General features: G+C 30.9%; 14 protein-coding genes. 2 read left to right on the top strand and 12 right to left on the bottom strand.

Features of this window, described 5'->3' with window-relative positions:
- Window positions 1–26: 26 nt before the first annotated feature.
- The 3 genes from JAO71_RS14690 to JAO71_RS14680 form a co-directional block, all read right to left on the bottom strand.
- Complete coding sequence (locus JAO71_RS14690) at window positions 27–710, bottom strand: toxin-antitoxin system YwqK family antitoxin (protein WP_203001541.1); 684 nt, start codon at window positions 708–710, stop codon at window positions 27–29.
- A 133-nt stretch (window positions 711–843) separates the two neighbouring features.
- On the bottom strand, window positions 844–2,754 hold the full coding sequence (gene yidC, locus JAO71_RS14685) for a membrane protein insertase YidC (protein ID WP_203001538.1): 1,911 nt from the start codon (window positions 2,752–2,754) through the stop codon (window positions 844–846).
- 83 nt (window positions 2,755–2,837) lie between these two features.
- On the bottom strand, window positions 2,838–4,454 hold the full coding sequence (locus JAO71_RS14680; RefSeq protein WP_028289521.1) for a CTP synthase: 1,617 nt from the start codon (window positions 4,452–4,454) through the stop codon (window positions 2,838–2,840).
- A 274-nt stretch (window positions 4,455–4,728) separates the two neighbouring features.
- On the opposite strand from JAO71_RS14680, the gene JAO71_RS14675 reads away from it, so the two are divergent.
- The gene (locus JAO71_RS14675) at window positions 4,729–6,357 is read left to right on the top strand and encodes a T9SS type A sorting domain-containing protein (RefSeq protein WP_203001536.1); all 1,629 of its coding nucleotides are present in this window, start codon (window positions 4,729–4,731) and stop codon (window positions 6,355–6,357) included.
- 105 nt (window positions 6,358–6,462) lie between these two features.
- On the opposite strand, the gene JAO71_RS14670 is transcribed toward JAO71_RS14675, so the two are convergent.
- The 6 genes from JAO71_RS14670 to bshC form a co-directional block, all read right to left on the bottom strand.
- Window positions 6,463–6,699, bottom strand: coding sequence for a DUF3820 family protein (locus JAO71_RS14670; RefSeq protein WP_036598481.1), 237 nt, complete (start codon window positions 6,697–6,699; stop codon window positions 6,463–6,465).
- 2 nt (window positions 6,700–6,701) lie between these two features.
- Window positions 6,702–7,241 carry a DUF922 domain-containing protein gene (locus tag JAO71_RS14665; protein WP_236011292.1) on the bottom strand — a complete coding sequence of 180 codons (540 nt, stop codon included), beginning with the start codon at window positions 7,239–7,241 and terminating at the stop codon, window positions 6,702–6,704.
- A 38-nt stretch (window positions 7,242–7,279) separates the two neighbouring features.
- Entirely contained in the window at window positions 7,280–9,217 is a 1,938-nt protein-coding gene (locus JAO71_RS14660) for a LysM peptidoglycan-binding domain-containing protein (RefSeq protein WP_203001534.1), read from the bottom strand.
- 142 nt (window positions 9,218–9,359) lie between these two features.
- A complete protein-coding gene (guaA, locus tag JAO71_RS14655; RefSeq protein ID WP_203001532.1) occupies window positions 9,360–10,895 on the bottom strand; it encodes a glutamine-hydrolyzing GMP synthase in 1,536 nt (511 codons plus the stop codon).
- A gap of 80 nt (window positions 10,896–10,975) precedes the next feature.
- Window positions 10,976–12,349 (bottom strand): pyridoxal phosphate-dependent decarboxylase family protein, encoded by a 1,374-nt coding sequence (locus JAO71_RS14650; RefSeq protein ID WP_054851534.1) that lies wholly within the window; start codon window positions 12,347–12,349, stop codon window positions 10,976–10,978.
- A 3-nt stretch (window positions 12,350–12,352) separates the two neighbouring features.
- A complete protein-coding gene (gene bshC / locus JAO71_RS14645) occupies window positions 12,353–13,954 on the bottom strand; it encodes a bacillithiol biosynthesis cysteine-adding enzyme BshC (protein ID WP_203001530.1) in 1,602 nt (533 codons plus the stop codon).
- A gap of 129 nt (window positions 13,955–14,083) precedes the next feature.
- Between bshC and JAO71_RS14640 the strand changes: the two genes are divergently transcribed.
- A complete protein-coding gene (locus tag JAO71_RS14640) occupies window positions 14,084–15,337 on the top strand; it encodes a carboxypeptidase-like regulatory domain-containing protein (protein WP_054851536.1) in 1,254 nt (417 codons plus the stop codon).
- 2 nt (window positions 15,338–15,339) lie between these two features.
- Here JAO71_RS14640 and JAO71_RS14635 read toward each other — a convergent pair whose 3' ends face one another.
- From JAO71_RS14635 to rimO, 3 genes are all read right to left on the bottom strand, one after another.
- The gene (locus JAO71_RS14635) at window positions 15,340–15,975 is read right to left on the bottom strand and encodes a YiiX/YebB-like N1pC/P60 family cysteine hydrolase (RefSeq protein WP_028289512.1); all 636 of its coding nucleotides are present in this window, start codon (window positions 15,973–15,975) and stop codon (window positions 15,340–15,342) included.
- Window positions 15,976–15,980: 5 nt separating this feature from the next.
- Window positions 15,981–16,451: a DUF4878 domain-containing protein gene (locus tag JAO71_RS14630; RefSeq protein WP_203001528.1), complete on the bottom strand. Its 471-nt coding sequence runs from the start codon at window positions 16,449–16,451 to the stop codon at window positions 15,981–15,983.
- 76 nt (window positions 16,452–16,527) lie between these two features.
- Complete coding sequence (gene rimO, locus JAO71_RS14625) at window positions 16,528–17,832, bottom strand: 30S ribosomal protein S12 methylthiotransferase RimO (protein WP_203001526.1); 1,305 nt, start codon at window positions 17,830–17,832, stop codon at window positions 16,528–16,530.
- Window positions 17,833–17,918: the final 86 nt, after the last annotated feature.

Below are 17,918 nucleotides of genomic sequence, written 5' to 3'. Positions count from 1 at the left end.
GCTTTTTTGTATAAAGTATTAAAAAATTATCCTTTTTTATCTAAATCTTTTTCTTCTACTAACTTACCATCTTTATAACGCTTCCAAACACAACATTTAACGTCATTTTTATAATGACCTTTTTTTGCTATTTGTCCATTTTTATTATAAGTTTTATACACACCATCATACTTGTCTTCTTTAAATGTTACACTTTTAATTAGGTTACCATTTTCTGCATACCATTTAGACTCTCCATCCAACAAACCGTCTTTATATAATGCTAATTCAGCAACTTGACCACTTAAGTAATAGACCCTCTTTTGGCCTTCAAGTTTACCGTTACTATTATAATTTTCTTCAGTCATGACTTGATCAGAGTTTTTGTGGTAAATAACCCATTTACCAATATAATTACGACCACGCATTTTACCTTCACTTATCTTAGCTTTATTACTTGCTAAAAAAGTAACTTGAGCCACATCATCAGCCTTGTTAAAGACCTTGGTAGCTGTTAAAACAGCTTTTCCGTTTATATTTTTATAAAACTTAAAAGTACCAACCTCTTTACCATGGTCAAACTGACCTTGATAACGTAAAACTTTAGTATTTTCAAAAGTCTTTTTCCAAGTTCCATGACGTTTACCATTATCATCAAACTGATTAAACTCCTGAGAAAAACTTACAGTAGTAGTAATTAAAACAATAATTAAAAGTGTTATTTTTTTCATTCTAATAAATATTATATCGCTTTCGCGGAAATCAAGCCTTTAACCTTAACGTTAATAAGTCACTTTTGTTATAACAAAAAAGCTGCCATACTAAAATATAGCAGACAGCTTTTATATGATAAATAAGAAGAAATTACTTTCTTTTATTTTTTTGTTGCATTTGTTTTTGCTTTTCAGCTTGTTCCATCATATCCTTCATACGTTTTTGAAACTTGCTTTCTTTTTTAGGTTTCGCTTTTTGAACCTGAATGTTAGCATGTATTTTTTCTTCATCTAAAATGTAATTCTTGATAACTAATAAAATACCAATACTAATTAAGTTAGAAATAAAGTAGTATAAACTTAAACCTGATGCATACTGATTAAAGAAAATAAGCATCATTATTGGCGCAAAGTAAATCATGTACTTCATCATCTTAGCCATATCTGGCATCCCTTCTTGCTGTGGCGCAGACATTTGGTTTTGTCCCGTTGTTAATTTCATATAGAAGAAAATAGCAATAGCTGCTAAAATTGGGAATAAACTAACGTGGTCTCCATATAACGGAATGTTAAACGGAAGCTCTGCAACAACATCATAAGATGATAAATCTTCAGCCCATAAAAACTTTTTCTGTCTTAAAGCAAAAGCTGTAGGGAAAAACATAAATAAAGCATAAAACACAGGCATTTGTATTAAAGCTGGTAAACATCCTGCTAAAGGACTAGCTCCTGCTTTATTCTGAAGTGCCATAGTTTCTTGCTGAGCCTTCATTTTATTGTCTTTATATTTTTCTCTGATGGCATCTAATTCAGGTTTTAACACCTTCAATTTCATTTGAGATAAATATTGTTTGTATTGTACAAACGACATAGCAAGTTTAATAATTACAGTCATAACTATAATAGCTACACCATAAGGTAAAAATGAACTTAAACCACTAAATAAAGGGATAAATAAAAACTTGTTAATCCATCCAAAAATTCCCCATCCAAAAGGAATACTTTCTTCTAAATTGTTATCGTATTTTTTTAAAATCTGACTATCCGTTGGACCATAATATAATTTTAAATTATTATTTATGGCTGCTCCACTTAAAGCTAAAGCAGTTTTAGTCGAAAATTGCTTAGTAAACACTGAATCTACAGCTTCATCTTCAACTAAATTTTTAGACGTAATTTTTACTTCTTTAAAAGGCTTATCACTTACTAAGATTGTACTAAAAAAGTGTTGTCTGTAAGATAACCAATCTACATCTTCTTCAGTTTCATCATCATCCCCCATTTGAGATAATTTATCTACATCACCATCTGTTTTGTATGTAAGACGTGTGTATCTATTCTCGTAACTTATACTTTGATCGTGTCTGTATGTTTTTTGTGTCCAATCTAAATTAATTGGATTTGAAGTATTAATTGCAGTTTCTAAACCTTGAGATTTAATGGTAAAATCTACCATATAGTCATTTGGTTTAATTACATAATTATATTCTAAAAACTTATTTTGTGCAGTTTTTAGTTTCATGGATACTATAGTGTTTTCACCACTTTTAGTAACTGTAGGCTGAAAATATAAATCTTTAGTATTTAAAGTACGATTATCTGTTGTTTGAAACTGAATGTTAAATACAGAGTTACCATCTTTAACTAAATAGATTGGTACTTGATTAAAATCTACAAACTGTTTAAGTTTAACTTCTGATAAGTGACCACCTTTTGTATTAAATTTTAAATCTAAAACTTTATTGCTAACCGCTAACTCATCATCATTAAATGTTGATGTTGCTGCTGAAAATGCAAAATCACCAATTTTAGATTGTAAAGCTGCAACTTGAGCTGAATCTGTTGGCTTAGCAAAGTCTAAAGCTGTAGTTACTTTAGTATTATTTGTATTAGCAGTGTTAGCTTTTGCTTTTTTATCTGCTTCAATTTGTGCTTGTTTTTCGGCTTCTTGTGTTTCAATTTCTTCAGCACTTGGTTGGTTTTGCCACATCATAAACAATAAGATTCCGAATATTAAAACGAAACCTATTATTGACTTGACGTCTAGTTTTTTTTCTTCCATATTGTTTGGTTCCTCTTACTTATTATGAGGAATTATTATTAGTCAAATATTTGACCACTTTTAATTAGGTGTCAAATTGACACTTATTTTTTCTTACTATGCTTTAAACTTGCTTTTACAAATGCTACAAATAAAGGATGTGGATTGGCAACTGTACTTTTATATTCTGGATGATATTGTACACCTACAAACCAAGGATGAGAAGGATTTTCCACAATTTCTACAAGTTTAGTATCAGGATTGTATCCTGTTGCTTTTAATCCTGCAGCTTCAATCTGAGCTTTAAAAGTACTGTTAAACTCGTATCTATGTCTGTGACGTTCTTTAATATCTTGAGATTGATAAACCTTGTAAGCAATAGTATCTTTTTCTATATGGCAATCCCAAGCACCAAGACGCATGGTTCCTCCCATGTCTGTAATGGTTTTTTGATCTTCCATGATATCTATTACTGGATTGGTAGTATCAGGATTCATTTCTGTCGAGCTAGCATCTGATAATCCCATTACGTTACGACAAAACTCAATAACTGCCATTTGCATACCTAAACAAATTCCTAAAAACGGAATATTATTTTCTCGTACATATTTAATAGCTGTAATTTTACCTTCAATACCACGTTCTCCAAAACCTGGAGCTACTAAAACCCCATCCAAATGCGATAATTTCATTTTAATATTATCTGCATTTAAGTATTCTGAATGCACAGATTCTACATTGACTTTTACTTCATTCTCTGCTCCTGCATGAATAAAGGCTTCTAAAATAGATTTGTAAGAATCTTGTAACTCTACATACTTACCAATTAAACCAATTGTAATTTCTGATTTTGGATTTTTATGTCTTTTTACAAATTTATTCCAGTTTGTTAAATCTGGAACATCACTATTTAATGCTAATTTTTTAAGTACAACTTGATCTAGTTTTTCTTCAAGCATTAAATTTGGTACATCATAAATTGTTGATGCATCAATAGATTGTATAATTGCCTCTTCACGCACATTACAAAATAATGCTAATTTACGTTTAAGGTCTGATGGTAATTCATGCTCTGTACGACATACTAAAATGTCTGCTTGTACACCACTTTCCATCAATGTTTTTACACTGTGTTGTGTTGGTTTTGTTTTTAACTCACCAGCTGCAGTTAAATAAGGGATTAACGTCAAGTGTATAACTAAAGCGTTATTATCTCCTAAATCCCATTTTAATTGTCTTACCGCTTCAATGTATGGTAAAGACTCTATATCTCCAACGGTTCCTCCTATTTCGGTAATTACAATATCGTAATCACCTGAGTTTCCTAAAATTTGGATTCTATTTTTTATTTCGTCTGTAATATGAGGTATTACTTGAACCGTTTTTCCTAAAAATTCACCTTTACGTTCGCGATTAATTACGCTTTGGTAAATACGACCTGTCGTTACATTATTAGCTTGACTGGTTGGCACGTTTAAAAAACGCTCGTAATGTCCTAAGTCTAAATCGGTCTCTGCTCCATCATCAGTGACGTAGCATTCACCATGTTCATACGGATTTAGCGTACCTGGATCAACGTTAATGTAAGGGTCTAATTTTTGGATTGTGGTTCTGTAACCTTGAGCTTGAAGTAGCTTAGCTAAAGATGCTGCTATAATTCCTTTTCCTAAGGAAGATGTTACTCCTCCTGTTACAAATATGTACTTAGTTTCTGGTGTCATGTTGCGTTGTTAAACGCGAGCAAATTTACGATTTTTAAGTGGAACGTGTTGGTCTTTCTTGTTTTATTTTTGGAAGAATTTATAGCTGACTTATAAAATTAACTAAAGACTTAATATACTTGATCTTGTAGTTATTTAAGACTAATGGATTATTAATGGTTTTATGTAAATAGTATTTGAAGTTTGGAGTAGATTTATAATATAATCCATTTACTGTAATTACTCGTATATTAAACAAGTCATATCAACCACAAAATAATTAAAAACAACACCAATGAAAAAACCACTTTTATTGCTTTTAATTTTATTTCAAGCTATTTTATCGGGACAAACTGTAAACTACACTCCTTCTACAGATATTATTACAAACCCAGAACGTGGCTTGCAAAAATATTCTATAACAGCAAGTGATTATGCAACAATTGATGGAGCAAATAATTTTTCGGTTACAACATTAAATAATTGGAAAACTAGTGCAGATAAAGTAACTGTTGTTTATCGTTACTTCTTACTTGATAACTTTTTAGATGAAGACATTAGCACTACTTATTTAAATAATATACAAACCGATTTTGATAATGTAAGAACAGCAGGTCTTAAAATTATTGTAAGATTCTCTTATTCTAATGAAGTAGGTACCGAAGCTCAACAACCAACTAAGTCTCAAATATTAACTCATATCTCTCAACTATCAGCTATTTTAAACAACAATAAAGATGTTATATTTTCTCTTCAAGCTGGTTTTATTGGTACTTGGGGTGAATGGTATTATACAAACTCTACAGAGTTTGGGACCGACGGAAACATATCTGCAACCCAATGGGCAAACCGTAAAGACATTGTAGATGCCATGTTAGCTGCTACACCAATAGAGATACCTATTCAGGTTAGATATGCTGGCATTAAGACAACTATGTATGGTAACACCCAATTAACAGAACAATCTGCTTACCAAAATACTGCAAATGCAAGAGTTGGTTTTTATAATGATGCTTTTTTAAATAATTATGGTGATCAAGGCACATATAATACTGATGAGTGTACTAATCCTGTTGGCAATACACAATACAATTATTTGTCTAATGAAACTAAGTATTTACCAATGACAGGAGAAACCAATGGATTAAACCCTTGTGATAATGGATTTAGAACCACAGGTGCAAATGCTATTTACGAAATGGGTTTGACTAATTGGACCACTTTAAATAGAGATTATCATCAAGACTTCTGGAATCAATTAAATACAAATGAATACAATGAGATCCTTAAAAATTTAGGCTACCGATTTGTTTTAAATTCGTCATCAATAACACAATCAGGATCTGATATTGATTTAACCTTAAACATTACAAATATTGGTTTTGCTAGACCTTTCAAAGAAAGAAATGCCTATTTAGTATTAAAAAATACTACAACAGATGACATAACTACTTATTTAATAAACTCGGATATTAGAACATGGGAATCTACAATTACAATTAATCAAGTTTTTAATATTGGTTTAACAGGTACTTTTCAACTATACCTTTGGTTACCTGACATTAACACGAATTTATCTTCTAATTCAGATTATAGTGTTCAGTTTGCAAATTCAGGTTTATGGGACGCTACAACAGGCTACAATAATTTGTTACAAACTGTAACTTTAAATACACTTGGAGTTAAAGATTTTACATTAAATAATTTTTCAATATTTCCAAATCCTACTTCAGATTTTATAACAATTCAATTTAAAAATTCTAGTAAAGAAAAAGTTAAAATATATAATATGATTGGTCAATTGGTTAAAGAAACTACTGTTTTAAATAACAAAAAACTAGATGTTTCTGACTTAGTAAACGGAATATATATTATTCGTTTAGCTGATAAAAAATCAATAACCCATAAATTTATTAAGCAATAATTAGCCTCAAAATATAAATGGAATAACCTATTTTATTGAAACTACTTTTATCTAACATTTGATATGGCGAATTTAAATTCGCCATATCAAATGTTAATTAAAATCCTATTTACTAGGGTACTGCTTTTTAATATTCCAAATCAAATCTTCTAATCCATTTACTTTAAGTGTGTAAACGGTCTCAAGCATTTCACCTAATTTTCCTTTTGGAAAACCTTTATTACGATACCAAACAACATAATGTTCTGGAAGGTTTATTAAAAATCTATCTTTATATTTTCCAAAAGGCATTTTAGTATGTGCCAATTTTATTAAAAAATCTTTATCAGGCTGAAGCTGCATTATTATTTAGATTTAAATTTTGAAAGAACTAATAATCGCTTTGCAATACTATCTTTCCATTTTTTTTGCCCTTCGTAATTAATTGAATATTCACTTTCAATATCGTACTTATTTTGCATTGCTGCTAACTCTGCATCTATAGTCGCATGAAGAGTTTGTAAAGTTTGTGGAAGTGTACTATGTGGTTGTATTTTAGAAATGCGTTGTCTAAACAATCTTGCATGTAACTCTGTAATATCAAAATGCAATTGTTCGTGTCCTAAAACATGAGTATCTACTTTATCCAATTTACACCAAGAATGTTCTGGATAAAAAAAGGCTTTAACTATAGTTTTAAAGCCTTTTATAATTTTATTTTCTCTTTGAATTGAATAGCTAAATGTTATTCCTGATGCAGTTACTGCTACAGCATCATTACCTGCTATAGGTTTTCCTTTAAAGTCTGACCAAGTTAATTTGTAGTCTTCACTCCAAGATAACTCTTCCATTACGTCATTTTGTAATAGCAAAAAACTGGCAACTATTAAAACATACTTAATCATAGGCATAATATGTAATCAACGTAAATTGACTAAAATTATTATTTTACCTCAACAATTCTTAAATCTTTGTATTGCACAATGTATACTGTATTGTTGTAATAACCTCCAAATAACTCCTTTTTATAAGCAAACTTATTTTCTACATAAGTTGTTAAAGGAGATTGAATTGCAGATAAATACAAATCTTTAGAAGTCACCAATCTCAACACTACATCCATAGTCAAATCAAAACCTCTAACTGCATAAGTAGATGGTGTTTCATGGTATAACGTTTTGTAACGTTTTGCAAAACTATTGTTATCATCCTCACTAAATGACTTATTAATAGAGGCATAAGTAAAGTTTAAATTTGACAAATGCATGTTACTAACCTCATCGTCTTCAAAAGCTTTAGTTTTATCTGTTGTTGTTAAAACAATTTGTTTTGTTGGTTTAATTATTGAATTTAAAACACTTGAAACGTTAGATACAAAACCTGCATTAGCTGTTTCTAAAAATACCACATTTTTACCTGGTTTAAGTTTACTTTCAATATCAGAATCCATAATATAATAAGCATCAGCTCCTGTTTTATATACTTTTCTTGACATAACAATTGATGCCTTAGGAAAACTCTTTTTAAGAGATGTTGCAGTTTCTTTATTTTTGATATCGGAAATAATTATAAAGTGAGATGTAGTATCTGCTTTAAAATACTCTAATAATCTTTCTTTTAATAATGTCTCTGATGGTCTAGACTGAAATACATTATCTCCTAGATTTACTGTTTTAGTAATAGGTGAAACTAGTGGTATATTTTTACTTTTTAATGTTGCTGCAGCAGAATTAAACAACTTTGAATCTACTGGTCCAATCACAACATCTACATCATCAAACTCACTTGATTTTACTATTGAATTTACTGTACTTTCTCTTTTTTCGGTATCATAAACATCAACTTTAAGATTAACACCTAAAGAAGACAAACTATCTAAAGCTATTTTAACGCCTGAATAAAATTCTAACGACATGCTAACATAAGCATCTGTTTTAATTATTTTTTTAGCATCATAGATTGAGTCCGAATTAACTTCATTTAACTTAAAAGGCAACATTATAGCAACATGCTTAGTTGCTAAATCTAATTGACGTGTTGTTAAGTCAGACACCATTAATGAATCTGCCAAAACTGAAGGATCTAATCCGTGGTTAATAGCTGTGATATTAGCGTCAAAAGGAATTTTTAAAACCATACCTGGTTTTAAACCTGTAGTTGCTAAATCAGGATTTAATTGTTCTAATTGCTCTTGAGTTAATCCTGTTTTTATTTTTAATCTATAAAAACCTTCTGCTGGTAAAACCGTATAATAACTATATTGCTCATCAACAACTTTTACATCTTCTACTTCTAAATTTGGGACGTTAACAATATCTCCTGGTTGCAAGACTTCTGCCATTTCTGGATTTAAATCTTCTAAATCCTGAACTGTGATACCATATTGGTAAGCAATACGCCACTTTCCTTCTTTTGGTTTTACAGTATATTTTGTTACTGAGGATTTAGTAGTAACTTCTTTAGATACTTTATAAATCGGAATTTTTATTTTGTCTCCTTTGCGTAAACTGTTTGAGTATAAATCTGGATTGTGTTTTTTGATTTCTTCTTGTGCAACATCATATTTTTTAGACAAACTGTAAAGGGTTTCTTTACGCTTTACTTTGTGCGTTTTAAAACCTTCTAAAGATTTAACCTCTGTTACTGTTGGTCTATTTGGTACTAATGCAGCATTAGGAATGATTAAAACAGCATTAGGTTTTAACTCCTTTCTTGCATCCGGATTTAAAGCATATATCTGAGATTTTGTTACTTTGTATTTTGTAGCAATCTCTTCTATAGTTTCACCTGTTTGTACTTTATGCGTTTTATAATTTTGCGCTTTTGCGGAAGCACAGCCAAATAATACAATTATACTTAATATGTGTATTAATTTTCTCATATGTTATTTATACGTTTCAAACTGCGTTAGCGGTTGTAATGGCATCCTTTTTTTTGCTGCCATATATGGCAAAAAAAAGATATATTGTAAAACGTGACCCTTGTGGTAACGCCCAAATTATTTTAACCCTAATCAAGTTTTCTTATTCCCACTCTATTGTTGCTGGCGGTTTACTACTTATGTCGTAAACTACTCTATTAACACCTTTTACTTTATTAATTATATCGTTACTTGTTTTTTGTAAAAACTCGTAAGGTAAATTTACCCAGTCTGCTGTCATTCCGTCTGTACTTTCTACTGCACGTAGGGCTACACATTTTTCATAAGTACGCTCGTCTCCCATTACTCCTACACTATTTACTGGAAGTAAAATAGCTCCTGCTTGCCATACTTTGTCATATAATCCTGACTCACGTAATCCATTTATAAACACAGCATCTACGTCTTGTAGTATTTGTACTTTTTCGGCTGTGATATCTCCTAAAATCCTGATTGCTAAACCTGGTCCAGGAAAAGGATGACGTCCTAATAAGTCTTTATCCATGTCCATTGATGCACCTACACGTCTTACCTCGTCTTTAAATAAAGCGCGAAGTGGCTCTACAATTTGTAATTTCATGTAGTCTGGTAAACCGCCTACATTATGGTGACTTTTAATTGTTGCACTTGGTCCTCCTGTTGCGCTTACGCTTTCAATAACATCAGGATAAATAGTCCCTTGTGCTAACCATTTTACGTCTTGTATTAAATGGGCTTCGTCATCAAAAACTTCGATAAAGGTTTTACCAATAGCTTTACGTTTTAATTCTGGATCACTCAGTCCTGCTAATGCATCCAAAAAGCGTGCCGAAGCATCTACCCCTTTTACATTTAAGCCCATCCCTTTGTACTGCTCTAGTACATCTGTAAATTCGTTTTTACGTAATAATCCGTTATTTACAAATATGCAATATAGGTTTTTACCTATTGCTTTATGTAATAACATAGCTGCTACAGAACTGTCTACACCACCTGATAATCCTAGGACAACTTTATCGCCTCCTAATTTAGCTTGTAAATCATCTACGGTTTCTTGTACAAATGCATTTGGTGTCCAATCTGGATTAACATTGGCTATATTAACTAAAAAGTTTTCTAGCAATTGTTTACCATCTGTACTGTGATATACTTCTGGATGAAACTGAATAGCATAAGTCGTTTCGCCTTCTATTTTATAAGCTGCATTTTGTACATCGTGTGTACTTGCTAATAATTTACCGTTTTCTGGTAATTGCTTAATGGTGTCACTATGGCTCATCCATACTTGACTTCCAACTTGGATCCCTTCTAAAAAGGCTTCATTATCTTCAACAAAACTTAAGTTAGCACGTCCATATTCACGTGTGTTAGATTCTGCTACTTCACCTCCTGAAAAGTGTGCTAAATATTGTGCACCATAGCAGACTGCTAACATTGGTTTTTTTCCTCTAATTTCTGATAGATCAGGATGAAATGCATCTTCAGATCTAACAGACATTGGGCTACCAGACAGTATTACTGCTTTGTAGTCGTCTACGTTTTTTGGTGGTTTGTTAAAAGGGTGTATTTCGGAATAGATGTTAAGCTCTCTAACTCTGCGCGCAATTAGTTGTGTATATTGCGATCCGAAATCTAAAATAAGTACTTTGTCGTGTTGCATGCACAAAAATAGTAATTGTGCGGAAAAATACTATTTAAGATATATGAAATTTACACTATTTTTTTAACAATTTTAATTTACTATTTCATAGACTCTAAAATAGCCTTAATATCTTGCTCAGTAGTGTCTGGATTTATGAAGCAAAAACGCGAAACTGTTTCAAAAGTGTCACCTGTTTTCCATTTTGTAGGTGTTACTAATGCAAATCCTTTATCATGGTTAGCAAACGTCCAATCTCTGTAGTCATTTGGCGTCCAACCTTTACGTCTGTATAAAACACAAGATAAGCTTGGCTCTCTAACCAACTCTACATGATCCATGTCTTTAATTAACTGTCCAGAAATTGCAGCTAACTCCAAACCTCTTTCAACCGCTTGTTTATACCTATCTGTACCATGAGTAGCCAAACTAAACCATAATGGCAACCCTCTGACACGACGTGTTAATTGTATTTGATAATCTGTAGGATTAAAACCATGTGCACCTTCGTCTTTAAAAATATCTAGATAAGACCCTTCTTGTGCATGAGCTTTTTTAGCTAATTCTGGTTGTTTATAGATTACAGCACCACAGTCGTAAGGCGAAAACATCCACTTGTGTGGATCTATAGTTATACTGTCTGCTTTTTCTATACCGTTAAATAAATGTCTGACAGAATCTGCTGCTAAAGCTCCTCCTCCATAAGCAGCATCCACATGAAACCATAAATTTTCTGCTTGACAGATAGTTGCAATACCATCTAAATCGTCAATAATTCCTGCATTGGTTGTTCCTCCTGTTGCTACAACAGCAAATAGACGTTGTTTTTGTTGTGGTGTTAATTTATCAATTGTGTGTTGTAGTGCACTACCTTTTAAACGGTCTTCTGTATCTACTAATAATACATCCACATCTACTACTTTAGCCATAGCTTTAATAGAAGAGTGTGCTCCAATAGAAGTAATAATTAATCCTTTTTGTGATTTATTTTGATCGTTTAAACTTCTCCAATATTCTCTTGCTGTAACAATTGCAGATAAATTTGCTGCTGTACCACCACTGGTAAATACTCCAAACGCACCTTCTGGCAATCCTGTTAAGGATACAATCCATTTCATGGCTTCGTTTTCGCAAAAAATCCCTCCAGCACCTTCCATCCAATATGCACCATGAATACTTGAGGCAGAAGTCACTAAATCAAATAAAATAGAGGCTCTGGTTGGAGATGCTGGTACAAATGCTAAATGACGTGGATGATCTATTTTTACATTAGCATGCATTAAATGTTGCTTCCATAGATTAAATGCTGTTTCTCCACCAATTCCTTTATCTGTAACGGTATCACCAACTAAAGCTTTTAATGTAGCTGCTTTTTGTGGCTTACCAATAACGTCTTCGGTTTTGGAAATGCGGTCAATAGTGTATTTCATGACGTCTAGCGTCATTTCAACTAAATCTAAATCTATTTTATGCATGGCTTATAATTCAACTATTAAAAATTCACCTTGCAAAGGTTTTAAATTTTTAATTAATTGAGGTATTAATTGGTCACCAAATTCTAAATATAATTCAGAAAAATTGATGTTTCGCTCTTGCAAACTGTAATTAGGAAACAATTGGTATTGTAAATCCGTCATACGTTGTACTTGGTCTTTAAGTTTTCGTTTTTGAGCTGTAAGCAATCTTTTTTCTAAATGTTGTAATCCTTTAATTTGCTTTTTTTCTTGAGAAGCGACTGCTCCAACAAAAGATTTATCTGTTAAATTAGCTAAATCATACAAGTCTTTAAACTGAGTTTTTAGATGTTGAATTTGCTCAGAAAAATCGATATCTATATTTGAAATTTCTCTTACTTTTTTATTAATAAAACTATCGCGTTTTAAAAATAAATCTTGATTAGAAATATTAAGTTTTTCTAATTTTTGAGCTTGTTGTTTTGTTTTTATTAATACTGAATTACGAAGTAATAGTATTGGAAACACCACATTATTAGCTTTAAAATTTGCTTTAAGTTGAAACCAATACGCTAACTCTCCTCCTCCACCTATGTAACATAAGTTTGGCAAGATAACTTCTTGATATAATGGTCGCATAATAACATTTGGACTAAAACGTTCAGGATAGCTTTCTACTTCGACCTCTAACTCTGCTTTACTCCAAGTTAATGTTGTGTTTAAAACTTTATATGTATCGTTTTCAAAAACAATACGCTCTCTGATGCCTTTAGTTATATAAAATAAGTTAATCTCTCTAGGATTAACTTGTATGTTATAACTATCTGACACTAGACTTAATTGCTTAGATGTTTTTGTTACTGCGTCAAATGACGTGTTATTAAATAACTCTGTTTTTATTTGAGGTATAAATAACTGTTTTAAAACCTTAGTGTTAGCATCAATAATTACTAAACCATGCTCTGTAAACAATGCGTTGGCAAGATATAATGTTGCTTCTGCTAAATTACTATGTTTTAGATAAGCGGTTTCAAATAATTGTCTTAATTGTTTGGCGTTGTTACCAATACCTAATTCTTTTGAAAACGTTTCAAAAACCTCTTGCAAACCATTTGTATCTAACTCACCAACTGCTCCACTTGCATCTTTGTTCCAACGTATTTTTTTTCCTTTAAAATTAAAATAATTGATTTCTTCAAAATCATGATCCTCTGAAGCCATCCAGTAAATTGGTACAAAATTATATTCTGGATACTCTAACTTTAACTGTTTTGTTAAATTAATAGTTGATATTATTTTATGCAAAAAATATAATGGTCCAGTAAACAGATTAAGTTGGTGACCTGTTGTAATTGTAAAAGTTTTAGCATCTGCTAATAACGCTATATTAGTATCAGTAAGTTCTGAAGTTTCAAATACTTGATATTGCTGTTGTAACGCATTAACTAAAACCTTTCTGGATTGGTTAGTAAACTCTTGTTGCTTTGCTTGTATTTGTGCTTCAAAATTTTGAAGCTTAGGAAACATGTTATAAAAAGGCTTAAGCGTTTTAGCTTCAGCTAAATAATCACATATTAATTTAGAAAAATATCCTGTGTTTTTAAATGGTATACAGTCTGTTGGCATAATTACAAAAATCTGACGTAAAGATAAGGCAGTTTAACCATTACTATGTCTTAAAATTAACATAAAAACTTATATAAAACTGTGGTTTTTTCAGTATTTTTATAAGGTTAACTATGTTATAAAATTACTATGAAAAAGAAATTACTTAACTACATCAAACTATTTATTGCACTTTATTTATTTGGATTTACAGTATTAGGCATCAGCCAAAACGTACAAGAATTTAAAGGTCAAATTATTGATAAAAATAATAATACACCTTTAGCTTTAGCAGATATTATTATTACAAATTCCAACATTAGTACCATTTCTAATAGTGATGGAGAATATCTAATTAAAGTTCCTAATGATTTATTAAACGAAACCCTTATTGTGACTTATTTGGGTTATCAAAAATCTGAAATACCTTTACAACAATTAAAAACTAATCCTACAATACAACTAAATCAAGCGGCTACAGTTTTAGCACAAGTAGATATTAATAAACCTAAAGATGCCATTACTTTAGTCAAAAAAATGTTAGAATTAAAGGGCGACAACTACCTTAACCAATCTGTTAGTATGACTGGGTTTTACAGGGAAACTATAAAAAAAAGAAACCGAAATGCTTCACTCTCTGAAGCTGTGGTAAACATTAACAAACAATCCTATGACAACTCAAGAAATGACGGTATTAAATTAATCAAAGCTAGAAAAAAAGTTAATTATAATAGACTAGATACTATAGCACTAAAATTACGAGGAGGACCTTTTAGTAGTTTATTTACTGATATGATTAAATATCCAAAATATATATTTTCTAAAAGTGACTTACTTGAATATGATTTTACTTTCAGTAGACCTACACAAATAGATAACAGACTAGTTTATGTTATTAATTTTAAACAGAAAAAAGATGTTTATAGACCTAAATATACTGGTAAATTATACATTGATGCTAACACTTTTGCTTTAACTAGTGCTGTGTATAATTTAAATGTAGAGAATCGAGAAGAAGCGTCTAAAATGTTTGTACGTAAAAAACCAAATAGAGCAAAAGTCTATCCAACAGAAGCTTCTTACAGAGTTAATTACAGAACAAAAGATGGCAAATGGTACTTTGGATATAGTAACATACAATTAACTTTTAAGATCAATTGGGATAAAAGATGGTTTAACAGTAAATACACTTTAAATAGTGAAATGGCAATCACAGATTGGTCTATAGGCAACCCCTTAGTTTACAAAAAAGAATCAAAAACTTTAAAACAAAATAGTATTTTACTAGATGAAGCTTCTGGGTTTTCTGATCCAGATTTTTGGGGAGAATATAATATTATCGAACCTGAAAAGTCTATTGAAAATGCTATAAAAAAGATTAACAAAACACTTAAACAGAGTTAATTTTATTGTTGGTGATTTATAATTATATCAAAATAATTAGTATCGTAAAAAGTTTTAAGTGTGTTATATTTTTGTTCATCCGTCAAGGTATCTGACACTTTAAGTATATTTAAATTATGCTCATAAATTCGCCAAATTAACTCAGAACAATAATGCTCTGTGCTGTCTTTATAGTTAAAGCTATGATCAAAAGGTAGATTTTTTTTCTTGTAATACGCTATTTGCTTAACAATCTTTTTTTGTTTTACCGAGTCTATGTTTTTTAACCTTGTAACTAAAATTGTATTATCATGAGAATTATGCACAAAAGAGTCTATTGCTTGCAAACGTAAACCGTCTTGATTTGACACACTACTTGATAAAGCATGCGCAATTTTCAAGGTATCGTTTTCAGTAACAACCATACCTAAATGTGTGACATCATAATCTTCATCCATCATTTTTAAAATCATGGTACTTACAAGTCCATAACCACGACGTAAAATGATGTCACCATCCTGTAGTTTTGATTTTTCAGCAGAGGATAATTTATACAAAAAAGACGATTCATACGGTTTGTTTGAATCGTCTTTTAAAAATTTATAAGCTAAAAAAACTAAGATTAAAACTAATCCTATTTTAATAGTAATTTTAAGCATTTAAGTTAGTCTTCAGTTTCAACTTCATCCTCCTCATAATCCATACTAGGGTTTCCTGTTTCTTTATTTTGGTTACCCATTCCTTCTTTATTCATAGACTCTTTATCCATATTTACCAACCATTTCCCATCTTGCTTTTCAAGATTTATTGGCATGTCTTGATCTTTTTCTTCTTTGCTACTTGACATTTTAACAGTACAAACAGCTTTATCACCATCAATTTTAGTGTCTACAACTTCAAAATCAATATCTGTTTCTTTCATTTTATCAGCAAATTGGTCTTTTGCTCCAAAAGACTCTAGCATTGTTAACATAGACTTTGTGTCTGTAGTCGCGTATTCTTTAGCGGTTTCAAAATCTCCAGAATACATAGCTTCTAAAAAGTTAATTGTAGCTCCTTCAGGACCTCCTCCTCCACATGCTGTTAACACTAAAAAGCAAGCTAGTAAAAGAGTTTTAAAAATTGGTTTTTTCATTTTTTGATTGTTTTATTTTTGTAAATATACTTTTTTGTACTTAGTAACCAAACTAATTAAAAAGCTTAAGTTGTTTTTAGTTTACAATTTCACCGTAAAGATCAAAATCTTCAGCTTCAGTAACTTTAATTGTGTAATATTCACCAGTTTTTAAATAGGTTTCAGTAGCATCAATTAATACTTCATTATCCACATCTGGACTATCAAACTCTGTACGACCAACAAAATAGTTTCCTTCTTTACGATCTATGACTACTTTAAATGTATCACCTATTTTTTCTTGATTTAATTCCCAAGAAATTTGAGATTGTACTTCCATTATTTGATTTGCACGATCCTGCTTAACCTCTTGAGAAACGTCATCTTCAAGATTATAAGCATGTGTATTTTCTTCATGAGAATAAGTAAAACAACCTAAACGTTCAAAACGCATGTCTTTTACCCATTGTTTTAATTCTTGAAAATGAGCTTCAGTTTCACCTGGATAACCAACAATTAATGTCGTTCTAATAGTCATTTCTGGCACTTTTGCTCTAAACTGCTCTATTAAATTAGTCGTTTTAGCTTTTGTTGTTCCACGACGCATACTTTTTAATAAATCATCACTAATGTGTTGTAATGGTATATCAAGATAATTACAAATTTTAGGTTCACGTTTCATTAAATCTAAAACATCCATCGGAAAACCAGTAGGAAAGGCATAATGCAGTCTAATCCATTCTATACCTTCAACCTTAACTAGATTTTCTAATAACTCAGCTAAGTTTCGTTTTTTGTATAAATCTAAACCATAATATGTTAAATCTTGAGCTATTAAAATTAATTCTTTAACTCCATTGGCTGCTAATTTTTCAGCTTCAGTCACTAAATTTTCGATAGGTGTAGACTTGTGCTTACCTCTCATTAATGGTATAGCACAAAAACTGCATGGTCTATCACAACCTTCAGCAATTTTTAGATACGCATAATTTTTTGGTGTCGTTGTAAGACGCTCACCAATTAACTCATGTTTATAATCTGCACCCAATGCTTTTAATAATCCTGGTAATTCTGTAGTTCCAAAATATTGATCAACATTAGGAATATCCTTTTGTAAATCTGGCTTATATCTTTCACTTAAACAACCTGTAACAAATACCTTATCTACTTCACCTTCTTCCTTTTTTTGCATGTACTCTAAAATAGTGTTCACACTTTCTTCTTTGGCATTATTAATAAAGCCACAAGTATTAATCACTACTACATTACCTTCTTCCTCATGCACAACTTCTTTTCCGTTAGCTTTTAATTGTCCCATTAGGACTTCGCTATCGTAAACATTTTTACTACAACCTAAAGTTATTACGTTGATTTTGTTCTTTTTAAGTGATTTTGTTCTCATACCTCAAATTTGGACTGCAAAGATACTATCTAATTTTAAAATAACTGATATTAAAACATTTTGATTTATATTAGTAAAAAAGAAAA

The organism is Olleya sediminilitoris, from assembly GCF_016785945.1.
In the GTDB taxonomy this organism is placed as follows: domain Bacteria; phylum Bacteroidota; class Bacteroidia; order Flavobacteriales; family Flavobacteriaceae; genus Olleya; species Olleya sediminilitoris.
The sequence above is the reverse complement of the archived record's forward strand: the minus strand, read 5'-3'. Positions and strand labels throughout refer to the sequence as shown.

Excerpts from the sequence above, each read along its gene's own strand:
- JAO71_RS14690 (WP_203001541.1), bottom strand. The coding sequence starts at position 710 with ATGAAAAAAATAACACTTTTAATTATTGTTTTAATTACTACTACTGTA.
- yidC (WP_203001538.1), bottom strand. The coding sequence starts at position 2,754 with ATGGAAGAAAAAAAACTAGACGTCAAGTCAATAATAGGTTTCGTTTTA.
- JAO71_RS14680 (WP_028289521.1), bottom strand. The coding sequence starts at position 4,454 with ATGACACCAGAAACTAAGTACATATTTGTAACAGGAGGAGTAACATCT.
- JAO71_RS14675 (WP_203001536.1), top strand. The coding sequence starts at position 4,729 with ATGAAAAAACCACTTTTATTGCTTTTAATTTTATTTCAAGCTATTTTA.
- JAO71_RS14670 (WP_036598481.1), bottom strand. The coding sequence starts at position 6,699 with ATGCAGCTTCAGCCTGATAAAGATTTTTTAATAAAATTGGCACATACT.
- JAO71_RS14665 (WP_236011292.1), bottom strand. The coding sequence starts at position 7,241 with ATGATTAAGTATGTTTTAATAGTTGCCAGTTTTTTGCTATTACAAAAT.
- JAO71_RS14660 (WP_203001534.1), bottom strand. The coding sequence starts at position 9,217 with ATGAGAAAATTAATACACATATTAAGTATAATTGTATTATTTGGCTGT.
- guaA (WP_203001532.1), bottom strand. The coding sequence starts at position 10,895 with ATGCAACACGACAAAGTACTTATTTTAGATTTCGGATCGCAATATACA.
- JAO71_RS14650 (WP_054851534.1), bottom strand. The coding sequence starts at position 12,349 with ATGCATAAAATAGATTTAGATTTAGTTGAAATGACGCTAGACGTCATG.
- bshC (WP_203001530.1), bottom strand. The coding sequence starts at position 13,954 with ATGCCAACAGACTGTATACCATTTAAAAACACAGGATATTTTTCTAAA.
- JAO71_RS14640 (WP_054851536.1), top strand. The coding sequence starts at position 14,084 with ATGAAAAAGAAATTACTTAACTACATCAAACTATTTATTGCACTTTAT.
- JAO71_RS14635 (WP_028289512.1), bottom strand. The coding sequence starts at position 15,975 with ATGCTTAAAATTACTATTAAAATAGGATTAGTTTTAATCTTAGTTTTT.
- JAO71_RS14630 (WP_203001528.1), bottom strand. The coding sequence starts at position 16,451 with ATGAAAAAACCAATTTTTAAAACTCTTTTACTAGCTTGCTTTTTAGTG.
- rimO (WP_203001526.1), bottom strand. The coding sequence starts at position 17,832 with ATGAGAACAAAATCACTTAAAAAGAACAAAATCAACGTAATAACTTTA.